The organism is Izhakiella australiensis (genome assembly GCF_002006995.1).
Taxonomy (GTDB): domain Bacteria; phylum Pseudomonadota; class Gammaproteobacteria; order Enterobacterales; family Enterobacteriaceae; genus Izhakiella; species Izhakiella australiensis.
Window position 1 is genome coordinate 341,040 of sequence record NZ_MRUL01000001.1, and the last position, 21,214, is coordinate 362,253.

Below are 21,214 nucleotides of genomic sequence, written 5' to 3' on the forward strand. Positions count from 1 at the left end.
TAACTGGCGGCGTGCAATGAAAATAACTCAACAAAATATTATTTACCGATGAACTTATTGACGAATAAATATTAATAAAGCGCTGGTCGTTGCCCGAGGGCCGCCTGCATGCTGTCATTCACTGGCCGTCATTTTGCTGTGCTATATTTTCTGGCATACCAACCAGCCGGGAAAGCCAGCCATGAGCACCTTTAAAACGCAGGATAACATCGAAATTTATTACAAAGACTGGGGCAGCGGTAAGCCGGTGCTTTTCAGCCATGGCTGGCCGTTGGACGCCGATATGTGGGACGTCCAGCTAAATTTTCTTGCCGAGTCAGGCTACCGAGCCATCGCCTTTGACCGCCGGGGGTTCGGACGCTCAGAGCAACCCTGGCAGGGCTACGATTATGATACTTTCGCCGCAGATATTAAGGCGCTGATCGACCATCTCGATCTTGACGATATCACCCTGGTGGGGTTTTCAATGGGCGGCGGAGACGTCTCGCGTTACCTCGCTAATTACGGCAGCGATCGCGTCAGGGGGCTGGTGCTGTTGGCATCGGTAACGCCGTATTTTCTCAAAACGGCGGATAACCCAAACGGCGTTGAAAACGCGGTATTCAACGGCATAAAAGAGGGATTATGCGACGATCGTGCGCAGTTTGTTCGTGAGTTTGTTAACGCCTTCTACGGCGCTAACGTCGGTCAACGGGTGTCCGATGGCGTTCTGGAGCAGTCCTTCAATATTGCGATGCTCGCCTCCTTAAAGGCCACTATTGCGTGCGTGACGGCTTTTTCGCAAACCGATTTTCGTGGCGATATGGCAAAAATTACCGTGCCGACGCTGATTTTGCATGGTGATAACGATCAGATAGTCCCCTTTGAAGTCAGCAGTAAAATTGCCGCTGGGATGATTAAAGATGCCAGCCTGAAAAGCTATGCCAACGGTCCCCATGGCTTTGTCGTCACCCATAAAACGGCGCTGAATCAGGATCTGCTGGCATTTTTGCAGCGTATTTACTGATTGATTTTTACTGATGGCGGGTTATTATCCCGCCACGCCGCTGTTATTCCCCCCTCCGCCTGTTTGTTAGTCTTCGCTTATTGATTTGATAACTGAAACGGATTAGATCCAGGTCACGCTTTTGGTTAATTTGTGGGGCAACGCAAAACGGAGGAAACCTTATGTCCCTGATTAACACCAAAATTAAACCTTTCAAAAATAACGCATTCAAAAACGGCCAGTTCATTGAAGTGAGCGAGAAAGATACTGAAGGACGCTGGAGCGTGTTCTTCTTCTATCCGGCTGACTTCACCTTCGTATGCCCGACCGAGCTGGGCGACGTTGCCGACCATTACGAAGAATTCCAGAAGCTGGGCGTGGACATCTACTCTGTTTCCACCGATACCCATTTCACGCACAAAGCGTGGCATAGCAGCTCTGAAACTATCGCCAAAATCAAGTATGCAATGATCGGCGACCCTACCGCTGCTCTGACCCGCAACTTTGAAAACCTGCGCGAAGCTGAAGGCCTGGCCGACCGTGGTACCTTCATCGTTGACCCGCAGGGCATCATCCAGGCGATCGAAGTGACCGCGGAAGGTATTGGCCGCGATGCTTCTGACCTGCTGCGCAAAGTGAAAGCCGCTCAGTACGTTGCTTCCCACCCTGGCGAAGTGTGCCCGGCTAAGTGGAAAGAAGGCGATGCGACCTTGGCGCCGTCACTGGATCTGGTTGGCAAAATCTAATTGAGTCACGCTTTGGGGCTGCGATCCTCGCACAGCGCCGGATCACAACCTGATATTTGATAAATCGGGTGCCTGGCACCCGATTTTTTTCTGCCGGGAGGGAACATCATGCTCGACGCCAATATGAAAAATCAGCTTAAGGCTTACCTTGAGCGTTTAACCAAACCTGTTGAGTTAGTTGCGACACTGGACGACAGCGACAAGTCGGCAGAAATTCGTAGTTTGCTGGCTGATATAGCCGAACTTTCTGACCAGGTCAGCTTTACAGAACAGAACGATTTACCGGTGCGTAAACCTTCTTTTCTGATTACCAATCCGGGCTCACACCAGGGGCCACGCTTTGCCGGTTCACCGATGGGCCACGAGTTTACCTCGCTGGTGCTGGCGCTGCTGCAAACCGGCGGCCATCCCTCAAAAGAAGCGGAAGCGCTGCTGGATCAGATCCGTGAACTGGATGTCGATCTGGCGTTTGAAACCTATTATTCGCTCTCCTGCCATAACTGTCCCGACGTGGTGCAGGCGCTGAACTTAATGGCGGTGCTCAACCCGCGCATTTCCCACACGGCCATCGACGGCGGCATGTTCCAGAATGAAATTCAGCAACGTAACGTGATGGGGGTTCCGGCGGTATTTCTTAACGGTGAGGAATTCGGCCAGGGACGCATGACGCTGACTGATATTGTCAGCAAGGTAGACGTTAATGCCGATCAGCGCGCGGCTGAAGCGCTGAATAAACGTGACGCTTATGACGTGCTGATCGTCGGCAGCGGCCCGGCGGGCGCGGCGGCGGCTATCTACTCGGCGCGTAAAGGCATTCGCACCGGCCTGATGGGCGAGCGCTTTGGCGGTCAGGTACTGGATACCGTTGATATTGAAAACTATATTTCAGTACCGAAAACCGAAGGTGCCAAGCTGGCGGGATCGCTGAAGGCGCACGTGGATGACTATCAGGTTGATGTCATTGATAGCCAGAGCGCCAGTAAGCTGACGCCGGCAGCGGTGGAAGGTGGCCTGCATCAAGTACATACGGCTTCCGGAGCGGTACTTAAAGCGCGCAGCGTCATCATTGCTACCGGTGCCCGCTGGCGCAATATGAACGTGCCGGGGGAAGACCAATATCGTACGCGCGGTGTTACCTATTGCCCGCACTGCGACGGCCCGCTGTTTAAAGGCAAACGCGTAGCCGTCATCGGCGGCGGCAACTCCGGCGTGGAAGCGGCAATCGACCTTGCTGGTATCGTTGACCACGTCACGCTGCTGGAATTTGCCTCGGAAATGAAGGCCGATCAGGTGCTGCAAAATAAGGTGCAGAGCCTGAAAAACGTCGATATCGTGCTGAACGCACAGACCACGGAAGTGAAGGGTGACGGCGCGAAGCTAACCGGGCTGGATTATCTCGACCGCATCAGCGGCGCAGCGCACCACCTTGAGGTTGCGGGTATCTTTGTCCAGATCGGACTGTTGCCTAATACTCACTGGCTGGAGGGCTCCGTTGAACGTAATCGCATGGGTGAGGTCATTGTCGATGCGAAATGTGAAACCAGCGTGAAAGGCATCTTTGCTGCGGGTGACTGCACCACGGTGCCTTACAAGCAGATTATCATTGCTACCGGCGAAGGGGCGAAAGCGTCATTAAGCGCTTTTGATTATCTGATTCGTACGCCAACAGCGTGATCAATATGCCGTGAAAAAAGCGCCTGCTGAGGCGCTTTTTTTATAGCTGTGCAAAAATTTATGCAACTTTGGCAGGGTATCGTTCGCCGCTCAGGGCGGTATTTTATTGCCGCCCGCTATGGCAATTTGCCTCACTGCGTTATGGATCCGAAAGCCCGGCAGTGTGGTCAGCGATAACCCGCATCGGCAAGCCGCTCTGTCGCCTGTGCATCTGCGCCAGGGCGGAAAGGCTGCGCCGGCGAGTTTTCCGCCATAAAAAAAGCTGCTCCTGAGAGCAGCTTGAAGGCACATAGCAAAATTTTGATCGTTATTATTTGAACAGCTCAGCGGTCATATAAGCACCGTTGTCAACGCGGGCGCTGGTAATTTTATAAGACTCAGCGCCAGCGGCTTTGGCTTTAGCCGCGATATGCGCTTCTGCGCTATCGAGGGTGCTGCCGTGGGCAGACACGCTTTCGGCAGCAAAGCTAGTGAAAGAAACCAGTGACAGAGCGGCGACAGCTGCGATTGACATTGCACGAATATTTTTCATTTCTTACTTCTCCAGTTAATTTTTGCGGCTGCGAAAGATTGCCTGCCGTCGATGGGGTTAATAATAACCATGGTTACTATTAGCTAATTAACCAAAAGTGCGATCTGCATCACATTATTTCAGCGATCAGCTTCATATCGGCCTTTCCATCTGGCGTTCAGGTCAGTTGCGATAAATAAAATCGCTAATATTAGATTTTTTAGTTCAATATTTTGAAAAATGGCGATTAAGGCGCCACTTTCATCTACACAATCGCGCTCAAAGTTAATAATCTTTACCTTTCAATCAATTAGCGAAAACGTGCCAGCGGGAGGCCGTTGGTTCCGTGATCTTCGCCTGCAAATGCAATAAAAACGTTTTTATTAAAAACGTTTTTATGCAAAGGTGACGGTAAGTTAATCATTGGTTAATCAACTGTTGCGACCGGCCGTAACAACGGGTGAATAACGTCGTCATTTATTACAACGGGAGTCATCATGAGCGCTGAACAACGCCAGCAGCAGGGTAAGACCGGAGCACATATCGTCGCTGCCGCCCTGAAACGTCACGGAGTTGAAGTCATTTTCGGCCAGAGCATTCCGGCCGCCCTGTTTTTGGTTACGCCGCAGTACGGTATTCGCCAGGTTGGCTATCGCGCGGAAAATGCGGGCAGCTATATGGCCGACGCCTATGCTCGCCTGTCACATAAAGTTGGCGTGGTAACCGCGCAGAACGGGCCGGCGGCGACGCTGCTAGTCGCGGGTCTGGCGGAATGCTTTAAAGCATCGATTCCGGTGGTGGCTATCGTTCAGGATGTTCACCGAAAAATGGTGGATAAGAATGCCTTTCAGGAGCTTGACCATCTGGAACTGTTCAAAGGCGTCGCCAAATGGACCCGCCGCGTCAGCGAAATCGATCGGCTGGATGATTATGTCGACGTGGCTTTTACCGCTGCCGCATCCGGGCGCGCGGGGCCGGCGGTGCTGGTCATCCCCATTGATTTATTTAACGAAGAAGCGGAACAGCAACCCGTGCGCCGCCATAGCTCATCCCTCGGTCATTTCCCGTTGGATCGCAGCGTCGCCGCGCCGGATGCCGTTGCCGAGGCGGCAAAACTGCTGGCCAGCGCGCGCGCGCCGCTGGTGATTGCCGGTGGTGGGGTGCATCTTTCGGATGCCTCCGCCGCGCTGGCGCAGCTGCAGGAAAGCGCCAGTCTGCCGGTGGCGACTACGGCGATGGGCAAAGGCAGCGTGGATGAAACTCATCCGCTTTCCGTTGGCATCGTTGGCTATTTTATGGGTGAGCGCGGCCGCACCCGCCATCTGCGCGAGCTGGTAACCGATGCGGATGTGATCCTGATGATCGGCAATCGCACTAATCAGAACGGTACCGACAGCTGGTCGCTTTATCCGCAGAACGCGCGCTATATCCACCTGGATATCGACGGCCAGGAGGTTGGTCGTAATTACGATGCGCTGCGGCTGGTCGGCGATGCCCGCCTGACGCTGGAAGCGTTAAGCAGCGCTTTGCAGCAGCAGGATCTCAGCCAGCGCCATCAGCAGCGCGCCGGGCTGAGCCAGCGAATTGCCACCGGTCATGAGCGCTGGCAGGCTGAGATCAACAGTACCCTGAATCTTGATGCGTCACCGCTACGCCCTGAGCGCCTGATGCGCGACCTCGATAGCATTTTAACCCCGGAAACTATCGTGGTGGCCGACGCCAGTTACTCCTCCATCTGGGTGGCAAACTTCCTTACTGCTCGCGCCGCTGGCTGTCGTTTTGTCACGCCACGCGGGCTGGCCGGACTTGGCTGGGGTTTTCCCTACGCTCTGGGGGCGAAAGTCGCCCGCCCGGAAGCGCCGGTTTTCGCGCTGGTTGGCGACGGCGGCTTTGCTCACGTCTGGTCGGAACTGGAAACCGCACGGCGTATGGGGATCAACGTGGTACTGGTGGTACTGAATAACCAGATTCTGGGCTATGAAAAACATGCGGAAAAAGCGCTGTTTGGCGGCTATTCCGACGCCTGTGATTTCCATGCGGTTGATCATGCCGCCGTGGCCCGCGCCTGTGGCTGCAATGGGGTCCGCATTGATAAGGCCGCCGATTTCCTGCCGGCGCTGAATGCGGCGTTTAGCGCTGATGTCACCACCGTCATTGACGTTATCACCGATGAGCGCGCTTATCCGCCGGTGACGATGTTCGATGATAAAGACGGCCTGAATTACTGATTGCCGGGAGAAAATGATGAAAAAGATCCTGAATGCCCCGCAAGACTATGCCGACCAGGCTTTGCAAGGGATGTGCCTGGCCTTTCCGCACCTTTACGCTCAGTCCGGCGAGGCCGGGCGGGTAATTACCCGCGCCGCGCCGGCAAAAGACAAGCCGGGTATCGTGTCCGGCGGCGGCAGTGGACATCTGCCGACCTTTGCCGGCTATGTTGGCGCAGGCCTGCTGGACGCCTGCGCGGTGGGCAACGTGTTTGCCGGCCCGGCGGTAATGGATTGCATTGATGCGATCCGGGCGGCCGATAACGGCAAAGGCGTACTGCTGCTGTTTGGTAATTACGGCGGCGACAAGATGAATTTCGCCATGGCGGCGGAGATGCTGGAAGCCGAAGGCATTGAAACGCGCACCGTGCTGGCCAGCGACGACGTTGGCAGCGCATCGCGTGATGAGCGTGTTAAGCGACGCGGCGTCGCGGGGCTGATTTACGCCTATAAGGTTGCCGGTGCCAGGGCAGAGCAGCAGGGCGCCACCCTGGAGGCGGTCGCCGGGGTCGCGCAGCGCGCGTTGGATAATACCGTCACCATTGGCGTCGCGCTGTCACCCTGCACCGTGCCGGAAGCGGGTAAACCGACGTTCAGCCTGGCAGAGAACGAGATGGAAATGGGGATGGGTATCCACGGCGAACCGGGGATTCGTCGCGGGCCGCTGCTGGCCGCCGATACTCTGGCCGATGAAATGCTTAGCACGCTGCTGAAAGACGGCGGGTTGAAAGCGGGCGACCGGGTCGCCGTGATGCTCAATTCACTCGGCGCCACGCCGCTGGAGGAGCTGTTTATTCTCTGGCGCCGCGTTCAGAGCGGGTTAGCGGCGCAAAATATTAGCTGGTTCCCGCCGCAGATTGGCCGCTATGCCACCTCAATGGAGATGGCGGGCGCTTCGCTGACGCTAATGAAGCTGGATAAGGAACTGGAACAACTGCTGGCAGCGCCGGTGGCTTCCCCCTGGTGGAGTAACGCGCAATGAGTCTCGATGCACAACAGCTGAGCGCGCTATTTTTGCGCTGTTGCGACGAAATCAACCGCTCGGCGGCTGAACTGAACGCGCTGGACGGCCAGCTGGGCGATGGCGACCTCGGCGCGACGCTGGAAAAATGCGCCCGGCTGACACAGCAGGCGCTGGTGGAAACGCCGCAGGATATCGCGGCGGTATTTCAGGCCGCCTCGATGGCCTGCGTGCGGGCTTCCGGCTCCAGCTTCGGCACATTGCTTGGCGTGGCGCTGTTAACTTCGTCAAAGCAGAGCGCTGGCAAGCAGACGCTGGAGGCGGAGGATATTCCACCGCTGCTGGAAGCGGTGCTGGCGGCGTTAATGGCTCGCGGCGGCGCCAGCCTCGGCGATAAAACCGTACTGGACGCCATCGACGCGCTGAATAAAGCCCTGCGCAGTCAGCCAGCGCAAAACTGGTCACAAATCGCACCGCAGGCGGTGGCGGCGGCGCTGGACGCTTTTCGCCAGCAGCCGAACAAAATAGGGCGGGCGCGGATGTTTGCTGAACGCTCCGTCGGCCTTGACGACCCCGGCATGGTGGCATTCGCTCATCTGGTTGACGCCGCTGTCGGGCACGCCCGGCATTCACAGGAGGCACGCTGATGTCAGGATCGCTGGAAGGATTAAAAGTTCTCGATTTATCCCGCTTTATTGCCGGGCCGATGTGCGCCATGCAGCTAGCTGATATGGGCGCCGACGTGGTGAAAGTTGAGCGAAAAGGCAAGGGTGAAGATACCCGGCAGAACAAGCCGCAGCTCAATGACCAGAGCCTGTACTTTATGTCGTTTAACCGCAATAAGCGCAGCCTGGAACTCGATTTTCGCTCAGAAGAGGGTCAGGCCCAACTGCGTGAGCTGATAAGTAAAGCCGATGTGCTGATCGAAAACTTCCGGCCCGGCACCATGGAAAAGATGGGCTGTAGTTGGGAGACGCTGCATCAGCTTAATCCGCGCCTGATTATGGTGCGTATTTCCGGTTTCGGTCAGGATGGACCTCTTGCCCAGCGGCCATGCTTTGACGCCATTGCGCAGGCGATGAGCGGCATTATGAGTATTACCGGGCAGCAGGATGGACCGCCGACCATGGCCGGCACTTTTATGGTCGATTACGCCTCGGCGCTGTACGCCACCATCGGCACGCTGGGCGCGCTCAACGTGCGCCACGCGACCGGCCGCGGCCAGCTGGTTGAAGCTTCGCTGCTGGAAAGCGCCATCAGCATGCTGATTTCAGCCATTCCGGAGCAGGCACAGCTGGGACGCACCATGGATCGCGTTGGCAACCTCGACCGCTATTCCGCGCCGGTAAACTGCTATCAGGCGGCAGATGGGCGCTGGGTTTATCTCTCCGCTGGCACCGACGCGCTGTTTCAACGTCTGATTGGCGCTATGGCGCGCCAGGATCTGCTGGAAGACGCCCGTTTTAATAACTACCACGCCCGCTTGAGCAACAATGCCGCCATCGATGCGGTGGTGGCTGAGTGGGTGGCACAGCGCGATGCCGATGAGGTGGTGAACCTGATGGATAAAGCGGGCGTGCCTTGCTCTGCCGTGGCGAATATTGCCGACGTGCTGGAAAACCCACAGCTGAAAGCGCGTAACCAGCTGGTGGATATTGAGCATCCCACGGCTGGAACCTATACCACGCACGGCATTACCGTCAGGCTCTCAGACACGCCGGGGGCGATACGTCGTGCGCCGCCGGTGCTCGGAGCCCATACCGAAGAAGTGCTGGCCGAGTGGTGTGGCAGCAAAGCCCATCCCCGGTCGCAGTAAAAGGAGCTCAGCATGGCCCTTATCAATCCTGAATTGCGCGATCCTACCTTTGACAATGTGGTTGTCGATGAGCCGATTGGCCCGCTGACTATCACCGCTGACGAAGCGTACCGCCGACGCGCCTGCTTTGCGCTCGACGATTTCAGCCCGGAGTATGTCGGCGAGCAGGCCCCCTGGGTGCCGGCAGCAATGTTAGGCCGCGATCTGGTGGCGCTGTTTTGCAGCGTCTACGACCCCAGTCGCACCGTTGGCCTGCACCAGAAAGAGGAAGTCTGGTTTATCAATCCGGTGCCGGTTAACGCGCGTATTAACTACAGCGGAAAATATACCGACAAATACATGAAGCGCGGCAAGGGCTACACGGTATTTGATACCGAAGCGCGCGATGCCGATAGCGGCACGCCCTACGTGCGCCAGATTAGTACCGAGATCATGCGTATTCCTGATGATATTCAGTTGGCCACCGGCGGCGCGGGAAAAAGCGCCGGGGCGGATCATATCGATCCGGTATGGCCGACAGCGATCGTACCGTTAACCCACGCCAGGGCGGGTATGACGCCAGGCACGCCGGTACAGCCGCTGACCAAGCGCCCTGAACAGGGGCAGATGACGGTTTTTTCCGGGGGCAACACCCAGTGGTACAACATCCATACCGATATTGAAGTGGCGCTCAAGGCCGGTTTTCGCGATACCCTGGCGCAGGGAATGATGGAAACCTGCTGGATTGCCGAAATGCTGGCGCGCTTTATCGGCCCCGGCTGGCACACCTCCGGCTGGATAAAAATGGCGTATATCCGGCCAGTGTATCGGGGAGATGAAATCACCTGCCGGGCGCTGGTTGAGGACGTTGAGGACAACGTCGTGAAATTCCATGTCTGGGCAGAGAACCAGCATGGCGAACGCACCGCTGTTGGCTGGGCCAGCGGCAGAATGCAACCTTAGAACCAAACTTCGCCGCTGTCAGACGTTTGGGCAGTGGCCGAACACCAGGCTGCCTGTTTGCGGTTGTTGCAGGCCTTTATCTTACTTTTAACACAACGTAGCGGGGGCGTGCGGGCGACCGCGTACCCTGACGTTACCCTACAAGCCAACTCCCGAGGGAGGTTATATGAATAACATCGCAACCCCGGCCGCCAGCGAAAAAGTCGATAAAAAACAGCTGCGTCGCGTCGCCTTTGCCAGCCTTATCGGCACCTTTATCGAGTTTTATGACTACTTTATCTATGGCGCCGCCGCCGCGCTGGTCTTCCCACACCTGTTTTTTACCGAACTGACACCGACGGTGGCGACCATCGTTTCCTTCGCCACGCTGGGCGTCGCTTTCTTAACCCGGCCGATCGGCGCCATTATCTTTGGCCACTATGGCGATACCGTAGGCCGCAAGGCGATGCTGATTGCTTCAGTGAGCATTATGGGGATCGCAACCGTGGTGATCGGTCTGCTGCCTACCTATGAAACCATCGGCCTGGCGGCGCCGATACTGCTGATTATCATTCGTCTGATCCAGGGGCTGGCGGTCGGCGGCGAATGGGGCGGCGCCACCACGATGATGATCGAATATGCGCCGAAAAATAAACGCGGTTTTTACGGCACTTTCGTGCAGCTTGGCAACGTGCTCGGCGTGCTGTGCGCCACCGGCTCCTTTGCCCTGGCATCGGCGTTGCCAAAAGAGATCTTTCTCGACTGGGGCTGGCGCGTACCGTTCATCGCCAGCATTATCCTGATGCTGATTGGTATTTTCATTCGCATGAAAATTCAGGAACCGCCGATGTTTAAAAAGATGCTGGCGGAGCGCGAGAAAACCAGCTTGCCGATTGTACAGGTGTTTAAAAAATTTCCGCGTCAGATCTTCCTTGCTGCCGGTTTGCGCATCAGCGAAAGCGTGGTGGGCTACCTGATTATTAGCTACGTATTGCAGTACACCACGTCAAAATTCAACATGCCGAGCAGTACCGTGCTAATGGGCGTGATGGTCGCGGCCGCCAGCGGGCTTATTGCCTTCCCGCTGTGGGGCATACTTTCAGATAAAATCGGCCGCCGGGCGGTATTCCTGATCGGTTCTTTCGGCTCCTGCCTGCTGGCCTATCCGTTCTACTGGCTGGTAGACAGCGGCACCATGTGGGGCGTCTATCTGGCGCTGATCCTCGGCTACAGCTTTGTTATCGGTTCAATGTATAGCATCGAACCCTGCTACCTTTCGGAAATGTTCAGCACCGAGGTGCGTTATACCGGCGTGTCGGTGGGTTCGCAGCTGGCCGGGGTGTTTGGCGGCTTTACGCCGATGGTGGCAACGGCGCTGGTTGCCTGGGCGGGCGGCGGTTTCTGGCCGATCACCTGGATGATCATTGTTTCCGGCGTGGTTACCGGCTTCTGTGCGCTCGGCACCGGCGAAACGATGCACCGCGATCTCAACGACGATATGCTTGGCTCGTCGGCGCAAGCGCCGCACAGCGATGCCGTACTGGCAAAAAGTCGTTAACTTTCACCGGGGAGGCTGATGCCTCCCCGGTGGGGCGCTGTGTACGCCCGTCTAAAAACGTTTTTTTCATTATTGACGATTGTGTAATAATCATCTCATTCTTTGGGCCATTTCTCCTCAGCAGGTACCGCAGGATGACCAGAAAACCCCCGCAAAGCAAAGCCAGCGCTGGCGGCAAAGTGTCTATTTTCGACGTTGCGCGTGAAGCCGGCGTGGCGGTTTCAACGGTTTCTAACGCGCTGACCGGTAAGACCATCGTTAAAGAGTCTACCCGCGAGCGGGTGCAGGCCGCAGCGGATAAGCTGGGCTACCGGGTTTCAGTGGTTGCCCGCTCTTTACGCATGCAACGCACCTTTACCCTCGGGGTGCTGCTGGCGGACGTGGCGAACCCCTCGTCGCCGGATTTTCTGCGCGGTATTGAGGATATTGCCGACAGTGAGCAGTGCAGCCTGCTGGTATGTAATACCGACGGGCAGCTGGATAAACAGCTGGCGCAGATGCGGGTGCTGCTCGACAGGCGCGTCGATGGTTTGGTGATGCTATCGCAGCATTGCGATCAGCCGGAGGTACGCGCGCTGCTTAACGGCGATACTCCCTATGTGATGATCCAGCGGCGCTCGCTCAGCCATGATGACAACTACGTGGGTGCCAATAATGAGGAAGGGATCGGCGCGGCGGTCAGGCATCTGGTCGGGCTGGGACATCGTCGCATTGGACTGATACGCGGGCCTTTGGATTCCTCTACCGCCGACGAGCGTTATGAAGCCTATCTTAGCGCGCTGCGCGCCCATCAACTGCCGCTGGTGGCAGAATATGTGGTGCAGGGCGATTACCACGTCAGCGGTGGTTATCAGGCGGCAAAGCGGTTTTTCGCTATGCAGCCGCCGCCTACCGCGATCCTTGCCGCCAATGACATGAGCGCCATCGGCGTGATGAACGCTGCGCACGACGCGGGGCTGAATATTCCCGCAGACTTCTCGCTGATTGGCCTTGATGATATTGAAATGGCCTCTTTCTCGCCGATTAATCTCACCACTATTGCGCTGCAGCGGCGCGAGATGGGCGCAGCGGCCACTGAGCTGGTAATGAAAATGGTGCGCCAGAAGGGGTTATCATCGAAGCCCAAAAAGAAAATCTTCCCGATGAAGCTGGTGGTGCGCGGCTCCACCGGCGGCGTCAGCGAGTCCTGATACCCTCGCAAGGCCGTTACAGACCTCAATAGCCTGTTGCGGGGCGTCAGTGGTTGCTGACGCCCCGCCGCTTCAGGCGTTGAGCTGATAAAGGGTGCTTTGCGGATCGATAACCTCACGAATGAGCTGCACTTCCTGCGCTGTCGGCGTCGGCGTATAGGGCGGCTCCCCTTCAATCACCGGTTCGAAGCTCATGGCGGCCAGCACGCTTTGCAAGGTCTCGCCCGGATGGAGCGAACGCAGGCGCATACGTTTTGACTGCGGATGGAAATCGAAAATCGCTTTGTTGGTTACGCACAGCGCCGGACCCGGTCCCGGCAGGCCAAGCCTGGCGCGGCTTTCGCCGCCATCCAGATAACCCACGCTGGTAATAAAGTCCACTTTGGGTACAAAGGCGCGGGTAGTTAAATCGGTGACGATTATCGGCCGTTTAATAAACGCCAGATGCTCGGTTTGCGCCAGGCAGCCGACCAGCCGGGTTTTCGGCGGCTGGCTGGCGCCAATCTCGGTGATATTCAGGTTGCCATACTGGTCAACCTGAGGCGCGGATTCAAAGGAAACGTCAAAGCGCCCGCGCGTGACCATATCAATTTTGTAGCCGACGTCGGCCGGCGAGGCGGCGGCGGGCCAGTGGGTGTAGGCGTCCTGCAGCAGCGCGTCGGGAATATTATCCAGCGCTGGCGTTAGCAGGTTGCCCCAGTAAATGGAAAAGCCCGGCGCGTGACGTAGCTGCGCCAGGCGCGCCGCGGCGATTGGAATACCTACCGCCAGGGTAAACGCGCGGGCGGCGGTGCCGAGGCCGACAAATCCCAGCTCGTCATCGCGCAGCTCGCGGGCAATCGCGCAAATCATCAACTCTTCGGTGGTGTAATCAGGCTGGCTCATGGTTAAAACTCCCTGGCAACGTCAAAAGCTTTCAGGGCCGACATGGCGCCCACTTTTTCGATATAGTCTTCACGCTGCGGGCAGCTGAAAACGTATTCCTCCAGCCAGGCCTGCGCGCCCTGCGGCGTCGCTGAGGCCGCCAGCCAGACTTTTAATGCCGCTTCGTCTTCGTCATAGAAGCCGTCGGTGGCGGTTGGGTGGGCGGCATAGGGGACTTCAATCAGCGCTTCCACCAGGGTATGGGGAATGTAGGTTAGCGCCGGGCGCTGGCGTACCTGCTGGTGGGGAATGATCTTTTCTACGGTCACGATGAGCCGCTTTGACGCTGAGGCCATCATCTGATCGATATCATCGCTGTCGCGTACCACCGGCCACTGCACGTTGCCGTATTCATCGGCGGCGTAGCCATGCAGGAGCGTAAAGTCGCTATCGGCGGCCTTCAGCGCCAGCAGCGGTTGGCCGCTGAACGGGCAGTCGATAGGCTTTATTTCGTCGGGACTTTTACCCACCATACCGGTGCCAAGCAGCGCCTTTGACGGCAGAAACGGCAGTCCCATCGCCGCCGCGCGAAAGCGGGCAACGAAGGCGGATTCGGAATAATCATGGGTTTCGATCTGGCCGTTTTGCACCGCCCGGCGAAAATTGGGGGCCAGGCCGTGGCGAAAAAAGCCGGCGTAAATACCTTCCCAGCGGCGAATGGCATCACTGGCGGCCAGCATGTCGCTGGCCAGGGTGGTCGCCCAGGTCAGCAGGGTCAGATTCTGCTTACGCTGGCGGATCATCTCGTGTACCAGCGCCATCGGCTGACGCCGCAGTAGCGAGCCGCCCAGCGCAATGCTGGCGCCGTCAGGGATGCGCGTCACGGCATCCTGCAGCGTAGTGAGTTTGCTTTTCATGGCGTTATACCTCTTCGGGATGGGGGATCAGCGCGCCGTAGGGGTTGACTACCCGGCGCAGCAGTGAAAGTTCTTCGGCGGTTGGCCAGGGCGTGGCAGGCACCTCATCGGTGTCCACGCTAAAACCGGTGCTGCTGCGCACCTCTTCCGGCGTTACGCCGGGATGAATGGAGTGCAGCTGCGCATGGCCCTGCTGGCGGTTAAAAGAAAAAATCGCCTTCGGCGTCACGATCCATTGCGGTCCGCCGTGATGCAGGCCGAGCGCGGCCCGGCCCGCTTCGCCGCCCGGCCAGCCGACGCCGGAGATGTAGTCCACCTGTTCGACGAAGGTGCGCGTTTCGTGGCTCGGCATCATCAGATATTCGCGGCCAAAACAGGTCATATGCTCCGGCAGCAAAATCGAGCCGACCAGCCGTACGCGCGGCTGCTGATAGTCGCCGATGCAGGTGCTGTTGATATTGCCCTGGCGGTCAACCTGCACGCCGGAACCAAAGCCAAAATCCACATCGCCGCGTCGCACCGCGTAGTGGCCGGGATAAGCCTGCATTTGCGCCTCACAGGGCAGCTGTTGCAGGGCGTTATCAAATTCGGCGCCGGGCAGGGCGCGTAGCTGGCTAAGGTCGGGATTAATACACCAGCCCGCCAGCAGAATCGTCAGGTCCGGCGCGTGCGTATGCTGAGCGAATGACATCGCCGCCAGCGGGATGCCGGTGATATACAGCGCTGCCGCGCTACCGGTAGCCAGGCCGGTGAAGCCCACCTCGCCGTTACGCATCTGCTTAGCCAGCAGGATAGTAATTAACTCTTCGCGACTACAGGCTGGCCGTTTCATTGCGGCACCTCCGTATTGCGCAGCGCCAGCAGGCGGCTGACGCCGAGCCGATCGAGATAGGCCTGGTGGTCCGATGGCTGATAAATATGTTCCTGAAGCCAGTGCCCGAACTGCTGCGGCGTGGCGCTGGCGCTGACGTAGTGATTAAAAAAAGGCTCATCGCAATCGTACAGGCCGGGAACCGAGGTCGGGTGGGCGCCGAAGGGCGCCTCAACGATATGAGTGGTGCGGAAAGCGGGAATTTCCACCAGATGAGGCTGGCGGCTCAGTTCACGTGAACTGACGATCTTCTCCACGCTGACGATCACCCGATCGCAGCTGCGGGTGAGGGTGATATCAGCGCTTTGCGGCAGCATTTTGCGTGCGTGAAAGGCCACGTTACCGAACTCATCGCCCAGCGGAGCATGAACCAGCACTACGTCCGGGCTGGCTGGCGGCACAGCCCACATCTGGCGGCCGCTAACCGGGCAGGTAAAGGGGACTATCGCAGTATTGTTCGCCGCTACGCCGCTGCCGCCGAGAAAGGTACAAGGCCAGAACGGCAAGCCTTCCTGCGAAGCACGAAAGCGATCCCAGGCGATTAGCTCCGGGTAATCAACGGCCTGTAGCTCGCCCTGTTCCGCCGCCCGGCGAAAGTTGCGCGCCAGGCCAAAGCGCTCCAGCCCGACGTAAGACGTTTCAATGCGATCGACGACGCCGGCGCCGATCAGCAGATCGGCTTCAATGGCGTTCACAATGCCGACCAGCGTCAGGCGACGCTTTTGCTGGCGTATCAGTTCGGCGCTCAGCGCCATTGGCCGCTGATAGATGGCAAAGCCGCCCAGCGCGATGCGTTCGCCATCTTCCACGCTTTGAATCGCCTCAGTCATGCTGGTAAGTTTTATTGTTCTCTTCATGTTACCTACTGATAACTAAGTTTTTAAATATGGGAACGATCCCATAAACAGAGAAAAAGAAACGCCGTTGTTAACGGCGCGACCTGGGATGACGCATTACGCTATTTAACTTATCCGGCTTCAGGTTGCTTGTATGTGAGATCGATCCCAGTTTAATTTTTCAACGCAATCAGGTATAACCGCCTTATCTAAACAAGGAGACTGGCGATGAAACCCCTTCCCCCTGCGGCGCAAGGTAGCCGAGCCACACTGGCAGATATCGCTCGCGAACTGGGTATGTCGCGCTCGACAGTAGGGCGCGCGTTGGCGGGTAATGGCTACGTCAGCCCGGAAAAGAAGCAGCTGATTCTGGCTACCGCCGAACGTCTCGGCTACCGCGTTTCAACGATTGCCCGCGCGCTGCGTACCCAGCAATCCATGACGCTTGGCGTGCTGATGGCGGATATTACTAACCCGCTGTTTCCGGCCATCGTCAAAGGTATTGACGAGGTGGTCAGCGCGGCGGGCTATACCCTGTTTCTTTGCAATACTGATGAAAATCCTCAGCGCCAGCAGACGCTGATCCGCTCGCTGCTCGACCGCCAGGTGGATGGCTTGATTATGCTGTCGCAAACCCTGAGTGACGCCTCGCGGGCGCTGCTGCGTAACGGCCCCCCTTGCGTATTCGTTAACCGGATGCCCGCCCGCTTCAAGGCTGATTATATTGGCCCGGATAACCAGCAGGCGATCGACCTGCTGCTCAACCACCTGTATACGCTGGGGCATCGCCACATCGCCTGCATAACCGGCCCGGCGCAGTCGTCCACCGTGCTTGAGCGCACAGCGGCGTGGCGAGCAGGTATGGCCCGGCTGGGCTGCGCGGCGCCGCAGGACTATTTGATTGAAGGGGACTATCGCGGCAGCAGCGGGCGGCGGGCGGTTGAAGCCCTGCTGCGCTGCCAGCCGCGTCCCAGCGCGGTGCTGGCGGCCAATGATTTCGTCGCTATGGAAGTGATAAACGGCTTGGCTGAACGCGGCCTTGCGGTGCCGGGAGACATTTCAGTATGTGGGTTTGATGATATCTTCGGCGATCACTTTACCGCGCTGGCTGGCTTGCAGCAGAAGGGCCTGACCACCGTCGACCAACCTAAGCGGAACCTCGGTCAGGCGGCGGCGCAGGCGATGCTGGCCCGGCTGGCGCAGCCACGTGCGCCAGCCTCGACAAACATTCTGCCGGTGAGTTTGCAGGCGAGAGATACCAGCGCGGCGCCCGCCGCTCCGGTGATTGCTGACTAAGCGGTCAGCGTATCGTCAGGCGGCACGACCAGCATCATCAGCAGGGCGAGGGCGGCAAAGGCGCTGAGCGCTGGCAGCGCCCCCGCTGCGGCGTAGAACTGACCGAACGCCAGCGAACCGCCTATCTGCCCGGCGGCAAACATGAAGAAGGCCACGCCGACACCGGAGGCCGGCGATGCCGGCGTTGATGCCGCGCCGCATACCAGCAGTACGCCGGACAGGGTGACGTAGCCCGCCCCGCCAAGAGCGACCGCCGGAAACAGCCACCATGAGAAGTGCGGCATCAGCGCTAGCAGCAGCAGCGGCGTCGCCATGCACAGCTGCGATAAGCGGTAGACCTGCCTGAGGCTGATAAACGCCGCCAGCGGCCCGGTCAGCGCGCCGAGGATACCCGCGCCACCGCTGACCAGCCACAGCATGCTGGTCGTCTGTTTACTCAGTCCGGCGTAATGACGCAGGATATCGGGGCCGAAGCTCCACCAGGCCGCGCTGGCGATACCGCTGATAAAGGCGATAAACGCCAGACGGGTCACCATCCTGCATCTCATCATGCCACGCCAGCTGCCCTGGTTTTGTTGCGGCGCTTGCTGGCGGCAGGCGGGCAGGTAGCGCAGGGTCGGGAGCAGGCAAAGCAGCGCCAGCGCCGCAAAAACTTCGCAGGCCAGGCGCCAGCTGCCCGCCAGCAAAAATATCACCGGCACGCAGAGAATGATGCCGGCGCTGGTGCCAGCGTTGATGACGGTGTTGACCAGCGTCTGATGGCGTCCGGTAACGCTGAGGCTGACCGCCGCCGCCAGTGCCGGTGACGCCAGCCCGGCGCTCAGCCCGGCGATAAACAGGCTGACTGCCAGCATGGCCGGAGAAGCGGCGCAGGCCAGCAGCCCCAGTCCTGTGGCCGCGCACAGCGCCGCCGCAATCGCCGTCATGCGCGCGCCAAAGCGGCGGGTGAGCAGCGAGGCGGCGGAAGTGGACAGGCAGTAAGACAGGTAGCTGCTGGCGGCGATAATTCCGGCGATGGCCGGGCTGAACGGAATATCGCTTGCCACCGAGGGCATCATCAGCCCCCAGGAAAAGCGCGCCATGCCGTAGGTAACGGCAATCAGCGCAAAGCCGGTAGCGCCCAGCGCGACCGCCGACCTCATAGCGAGGCGCCTGCTTTCATCAGCTGCTGTGCGGCGTCACCGGCGCTGGCCGCCGCCGCAGGGCCGATTATCATCGCCGCCGTGGTCGCGCCCTCAAACAGCATCCAGATAGCGTTTGCCAGCGCCGCGCTGTCGGCGCCGTGCGAATGACGCAGGCAGCTGACTATATAGTCGCGGGCGGCGTAGCGATAATCCAGCGCCTGCGCCGCCAGCATCAGATCCCGCCCGGCGTACTCTCCCCAGGCCTTAACGAAAAAGCAGCCGCCGGTGCCGTGCTGTTGCATCCACTCTTCCATAGCGCTGAACAGCTTTGCTATCGCCTGCGGGTGATGACTGGGATGCCGCGGGGCGAAGAAGCGTTTTTTTCGCGCTTCCAGCACGCAGACGGTAAGCACTTCGCGCGTCGGAAAATAGCGGTAAAGCGTGCGCGTTGATACCCCGGCATCGTTGCAGATGCGGTCGGTGCTGGTGGCATGAAAACCGTTGTTGTAAAACAGCCGCTCGGCGGTCTGCATAATGTCCTGGCGTTTATTCATACTGTTAAAAGTAAACCGATCGTTTTACTTTTGCAAAATTAATTGCCACCTGATGTGACCCACTATCGACATCGGGCAGGTTTCTGCTGGCGCAACGTCAAAGCTGGACGCAGCCAGACGCCAGGCTATAAACTCAGGCAATATCATGGCGATAGTTTCAGAATAGGGTGGTGAAGGCGGGATGCGACGATCGGTACCTTGCCCTACACCAGGGTTATACTTCGCTTAAAAAAAGAGGATGCAAATGGATATAACGCTGCGCGGCGTCGAACCTGATGATGCCACTGCTTATCACCGTATTCACAGCCATCCGGACAATTTTTGCTGGACGCTGCAGCTGCCGATGGCAAGCGTTGCCATGTGGCGCACTAAGCTGGAACAGAACGTACAGAATGGCAATATCGGCTTCGTTGCTGAAATGGCTGGCGAAGTGGTAGGCGAAATGACGCTGTTCACTAATCTACGCCCGCGTACCCGGCACACCGTCAGCTTTGGCATCAGCGTCGATCGTGGTTATGTGCGGCGTGGAATCGCCAGCCAACTGATGAAAGCAGGTATTGATTACGCTTTTAACTGGCTGGGCGCCCGGCGGCTTGAGCTTGAGGTATTCGTCGACAACCAAAGCGCCATCGGCTTGTACCGTAAGTTCGGCTTTCAGTCGGAAGGCGTACAGCGCCAGGCGGCGCTGAAAAACGGCGAATATTGCGATGTGATGATAATGTCACTGCTGCGCGATGAGCGTCCGGCGGGCGGCTGACAATATCGCCCGTGACGCAAGCTGCGCCAGCCATGAGCAGGTCAGCGGCAGAACTGGTTTCCTGCCGCTGGCGCTTTCAGCTCAGGCCGATAAACAAACCGGCGATAGTGGCGCTCATCAGGTTGGAAAGCGTCGCGGCGGCCAGCGCCCTGAGCCCCAGCTGGGCTATTTCGGGCGCGCGCTGCGGGGCGATAGCGGAAAATGCGCCTACCACCACGCCGATTGAACCAAAATTGGCGAAGCCGCACAGTGCGAATGAAATGATCGCCAGGGTTTTTGCTTCCAGCATATTGGGCGACTGCAAATAAGGCGAAAGATGGATATAAGCGAAGAATTCGTTGATAGCCAGCTTCTGACCAATCAGGCTGCCAGCCAGGGTAGCATCCTGCCAGTCAACGCCCATCAGCCAGGCCAGCGGCGCTAACGCATAGCCAAAAATGCCTTCCAGTGAGGCATGCTGAAAACCGGCCAGGCCACCGATAGCGCCAATCAGACCGTTTATCATGGCGATTATCGCTACAAATGCCATAACCACGGTGGCGACCCCGGCGGCGATTTTCAGTCCGGCCATTGCCCCGGCGGCTGCGGCTTCAATAAAGCTTTTCGGCGGGATTTCGCTGAACGAGAGATTGTTAAACGCGATCTGCGAACTCTCCGTCGCCGGACTGATAACCCTGGCGAACAGGATCCCGCCAGGAATAGCCATAAACGAGGCGGCCAGCAGATAATCTATCGGTACACCTAAGCTGGCATAGCCAATCATCGTAGAGCCGGCAATCGAAGCCATTCCGCTGCAAATCGCGGTGAACAGCTCATTACGGTTCAGCCGTTGAATAAATGGTTTGACGATGGCCGGGATCTCATTCTGACCGAGGAATATGGTGGTAACGGCCACAAAGGATTCAATTTTGCTGATGTTCAGCGCTTTTTGAAAGATAGCACCGAGCGCCTGAATAAGAAAACCCATAATACCAATGTAATAAAGTAAACTCACCAGCGCGGTAATGAAAATAATGGCCGGTAAAACGTGAAAGGCGAAAATAAAACCGGCGCCATTAAAGAGTGTGTCCATTTTAGGGCTCACCAGTGGGCCGAAAATAAAGGCGCTGCCGGCATCGCTGTAGGTAATGATTTTTGCTATGCCATGAGCTGCTTTCTCAGCCAGCCATTTTCCCGGCGGGAAATAGAGCATAATGCCGCCGATAGCAATTTGTAGCAGCAGCGCAGATCCCACAGTGCGCAGGCTGATGCGTTTTTTATTCACCGATAATAAAAAAGCAATTACCAGTAATACAATCATTCCCACAACACTTCGTATTATGTCCATGGTGATTATCTCTGTATGTTCTATCTTGCTATGTTTTTA

At 57.8% G+C, this 21,214-nt stretch carries 20 protein-coding genes; 12 read left to right on the plus strand and 8 right to left on the minus strand.

Annotated elements, in window-relative coordinates:
* The first annotated feature begins 181 nt into the window (after positions 1-181).
* From BTJ39_RS01525 to ahpF, 3 genes are all read left to right on the plus strand, one after another.
* Positions 182-1,006 carry an alpha/beta fold hydrolase gene (locus BTJ39_RS01525; RefSeq protein ID WP_078000890.1) on the plus strand — a complete coding sequence of 275 codons (825 nt, stop codon included), beginning with the start codon at positions 182-184 and terminating at the stop codon, positions 1,004-1,006.
* Between the two features lie 161 nt (positions 1,007-1,167).
* Positions 1,168-1,731, plus strand: a complete 564-nt coding sequence (ahpC, locus tag BTJ39_RS01530) for an alkyl hydroperoxide reductase subunit C (RefSeq protein WP_078000891.1) — start codon at positions 1,168-1,170, stop codon at positions 1,729-1,731.
* A gap of 108 nt (positions 1,732-1,839) precedes the next feature.
* Complete coding sequence (gene ahpF / locus BTJ39_RS01535; RefSeq protein ID WP_078000892.1) at positions 1,840-3,405, plus strand: alkyl hydroperoxide reductase subunit F; 1,566 nt, start codon at positions 1,840-1,842, stop codon at positions 3,403-3,405.
* A gap of 310 nt (positions 3,406-3,715) precedes the next feature.
* Here the strand turns inward: ahpF and BTJ39_RS01540 are convergent, their stop codons facing one another.
* Positions 3,716-3,937, minus strand: coding sequence for a YdgH/BhsA/McbA-like domain containing protein (locus BTJ39_RS01540; protein WP_078000893.1), 222 nt, complete (start codon positions 3,935-3,937; stop codon positions 3,716-3,718).
* Between the two features lie 476 nt (positions 3,938-4,413).
* Between BTJ39_RS01540 and BTJ39_RS01545 the strand changes: the two genes are divergently transcribed.
* The 7 genes from BTJ39_RS01545 (at position 4,414) to BTJ39_RS01575 (ending at position 12,629) form a co-directional block, all read left to right on the plus strand.
* Positions 4,414-6,144: an acetolactate synthase catalytic subunit gene (locus BTJ39_RS01545; protein ID WP_078000894.1), complete on the plus strand. Its 1,731-nt coding sequence runs from the start codon at positions 4,414-4,416 to the stop codon at positions 6,142-6,144.
* A 16-nt stretch (positions 6,145-6,160) separates the two neighbouring features.
* Positions 6,161-7,165, plus strand: coding sequence for a dihydroxyacetone kinase subunit DhaK (locus tag BTJ39_RS01550; protein WP_078000895.1), 1,005 nt, complete (start codon positions 6,161-6,163; stop codon positions 7,163-7,165).
* A complete protein-coding gene (locus BTJ39_RS01555; protein ID WP_078000896.1) occupies positions 7,162-7,791 on the plus strand; it encodes a DAK2 domain-containing protein in 630 nt (209 codons plus the stop codon). Before BTJ39_RS01550 ends, BTJ39_RS01555 begins: the two co-directional genes overlap by 4 nt.
* Entirely contained in the window at positions 7,791-8,960 is a 1,170-nt protein-coding gene (locus BTJ39_RS01560; protein ID WP_078000897.1) for a CaiB/BaiF CoA transferase family protein, read from the plus strand. The genes BTJ39_RS01555 and BTJ39_RS01560 overlap by 1 nt, the downstream gene beginning before the upstream one ends.
* Before the next feature lie 12 nt (positions 8,961-8,972).
* Positions 8,973-9,902 carry a MaoC family dehydratase gene (locus tag BTJ39_RS01565; protein ID WP_078000898.1) on the plus strand — a complete coding sequence of 310 codons (930 nt, stop codon included), beginning with the start codon at positions 8,973-8,975 and terminating at the stop codon, positions 9,900-9,902.
* 166 nt (positions 9,903-10,068) lie between these two features.
* Positions 10,069-11,439: an MFS transporter gene (locus tag BTJ39_RS01570; RefSeq protein ID WP_078000899.1), complete on the plus strand. Its 1,371-nt coding sequence runs from the start codon at positions 10,069-10,071 to the stop codon at positions 11,437-11,439.
* 134 nt (positions 11,440-11,573) lie between these two features.
* Positions 11,574-12,629: a LacI family DNA-binding transcriptional regulator gene (locus tag BTJ39_RS01575; protein WP_078000900.1), complete on the plus strand. Its 1,056-nt coding sequence runs from the start codon at positions 11,574-11,576 to the stop codon at positions 12,627-12,629.
* A gap of 72 nt (positions 12,630-12,701) precedes the next feature.
* Here the strand turns inward: BTJ39_RS01575 and BTJ39_RS01580 are convergent, their stop codons facing one another.
* The 4 genes from BTJ39_RS01580 to BTJ39_RS01595 are packed head-to-tail and all read right to left on the minus strand — an operon-like array spanning position 12,702 to position 16,138.
* Positions 12,702-13,514, minus strand: coding sequence for a CoA-transferase subunit beta (locus BTJ39_RS01580; protein WP_078000901.1), 813 nt, complete (start codon positions 13,512-13,514; stop codon positions 12,702-12,704).
* 2 nt (positions 13,515-13,516) lie between these two features.
* Positions 13,517-14,410, minus strand: coding sequence for a CoA transferase subunit A (locus tag BTJ39_RS01585; RefSeq protein WP_078000902.1), 894 nt, complete (start codon positions 14,408-14,410; stop codon positions 13,517-13,519).
* Positions 14,411-14,414: 4 nt separating this feature from the next.
* On the minus strand, positions 14,415-15,242 hold the full coding sequence (locus BTJ39_RS01590; protein ID WP_078000903.1) for a CoA-transferase: 828 nt from the start codon (positions 15,240-15,242) through the stop codon (positions 14,415-14,417).
* Positions 15,239-16,138, minus strand: coding sequence for a CoA transferase subunit A (locus tag BTJ39_RS01595; RefSeq protein WP_078000904.1), 900 nt, complete (start codon positions 16,136-16,138; stop codon positions 15,239-15,241). Before BTJ39_RS01595 ends, BTJ39_RS01590 begins: the two co-directional genes overlap by 4 nt.
* Before the next feature lie 207 nt (positions 16,139-16,345).
* Here BTJ39_RS01595 and BTJ39_RS01600 point away from each other — a divergent pair, with 207 nt between their 5' ends.
* The gene (locus BTJ39_RS01600; protein ID WP_078000905.1) at positions 16,346-17,413 is read left to right on the plus strand and encodes a LacI family DNA-binding transcriptional regulator; all 1,068 of its coding nucleotides are present in this window, start codon (positions 16,346-16,348) and stop codon (positions 17,411-17,413) included.
* On the opposite strand, the gene BTJ39_RS01605 is transcribed toward BTJ39_RS01600, so the two are convergent.
* Positions 17,410-18,555 carry an MFS transporter gene (locus BTJ39_RS01605; protein WP_078000906.1) on the minus strand — a complete coding sequence of 382 codons (1,146 nt, stop codon included), beginning with the start codon at positions 18,553-18,555 and terminating at the stop codon, positions 17,410-17,412. The genes BTJ39_RS01600 and BTJ39_RS01605 overlap by 4 nt on opposite strands.
* The gene (locus tag BTJ39_RS01610; protein WP_078000907.1) at positions 18,552-19,091 is read right to left on the minus strand and encodes a TetR/AcrR family transcriptional regulator; all 540 of its coding nucleotides are present in this window, start codon (positions 19,089-19,091) and stop codon (positions 18,552-18,554) included. The genes BTJ39_RS01605 and BTJ39_RS01610 overlap by 4 nt, the downstream gene beginning before the upstream one ends.
* A 244-nt stretch (positions 19,092-19,335) precedes the next feature.
* On the opposite strand from BTJ39_RS01610, the gene BTJ39_RS01615 reads away from it, so the two are divergent.
* Positions 19,336-19,848 (plus strand): GNAT family N-acetyltransferase, encoded by a 513-nt coding sequence (locus tag BTJ39_RS01615; protein WP_078000908.1) that lies wholly within the window; start codon positions 19,336-19,338, stop codon positions 19,846-19,848.
* 76 nt (positions 19,849-19,924) lie between these two features.
* Here the strand turns inward: BTJ39_RS01615 and BTJ39_RS01620 are convergent, their stop codons facing one another.
* On the minus strand, positions 19,925-21,175 hold the full coding sequence (locus BTJ39_RS01620) for a NupC/NupG family nucleoside CNT transporter (RefSeq protein WP_078000909.1): 1,251 nt from the start codon (positions 21,173-21,175) through the stop codon (positions 19,925-19,927).
* Between the last annotated feature and the right edge of the window lie 39 nt (positions 21,176-21,214).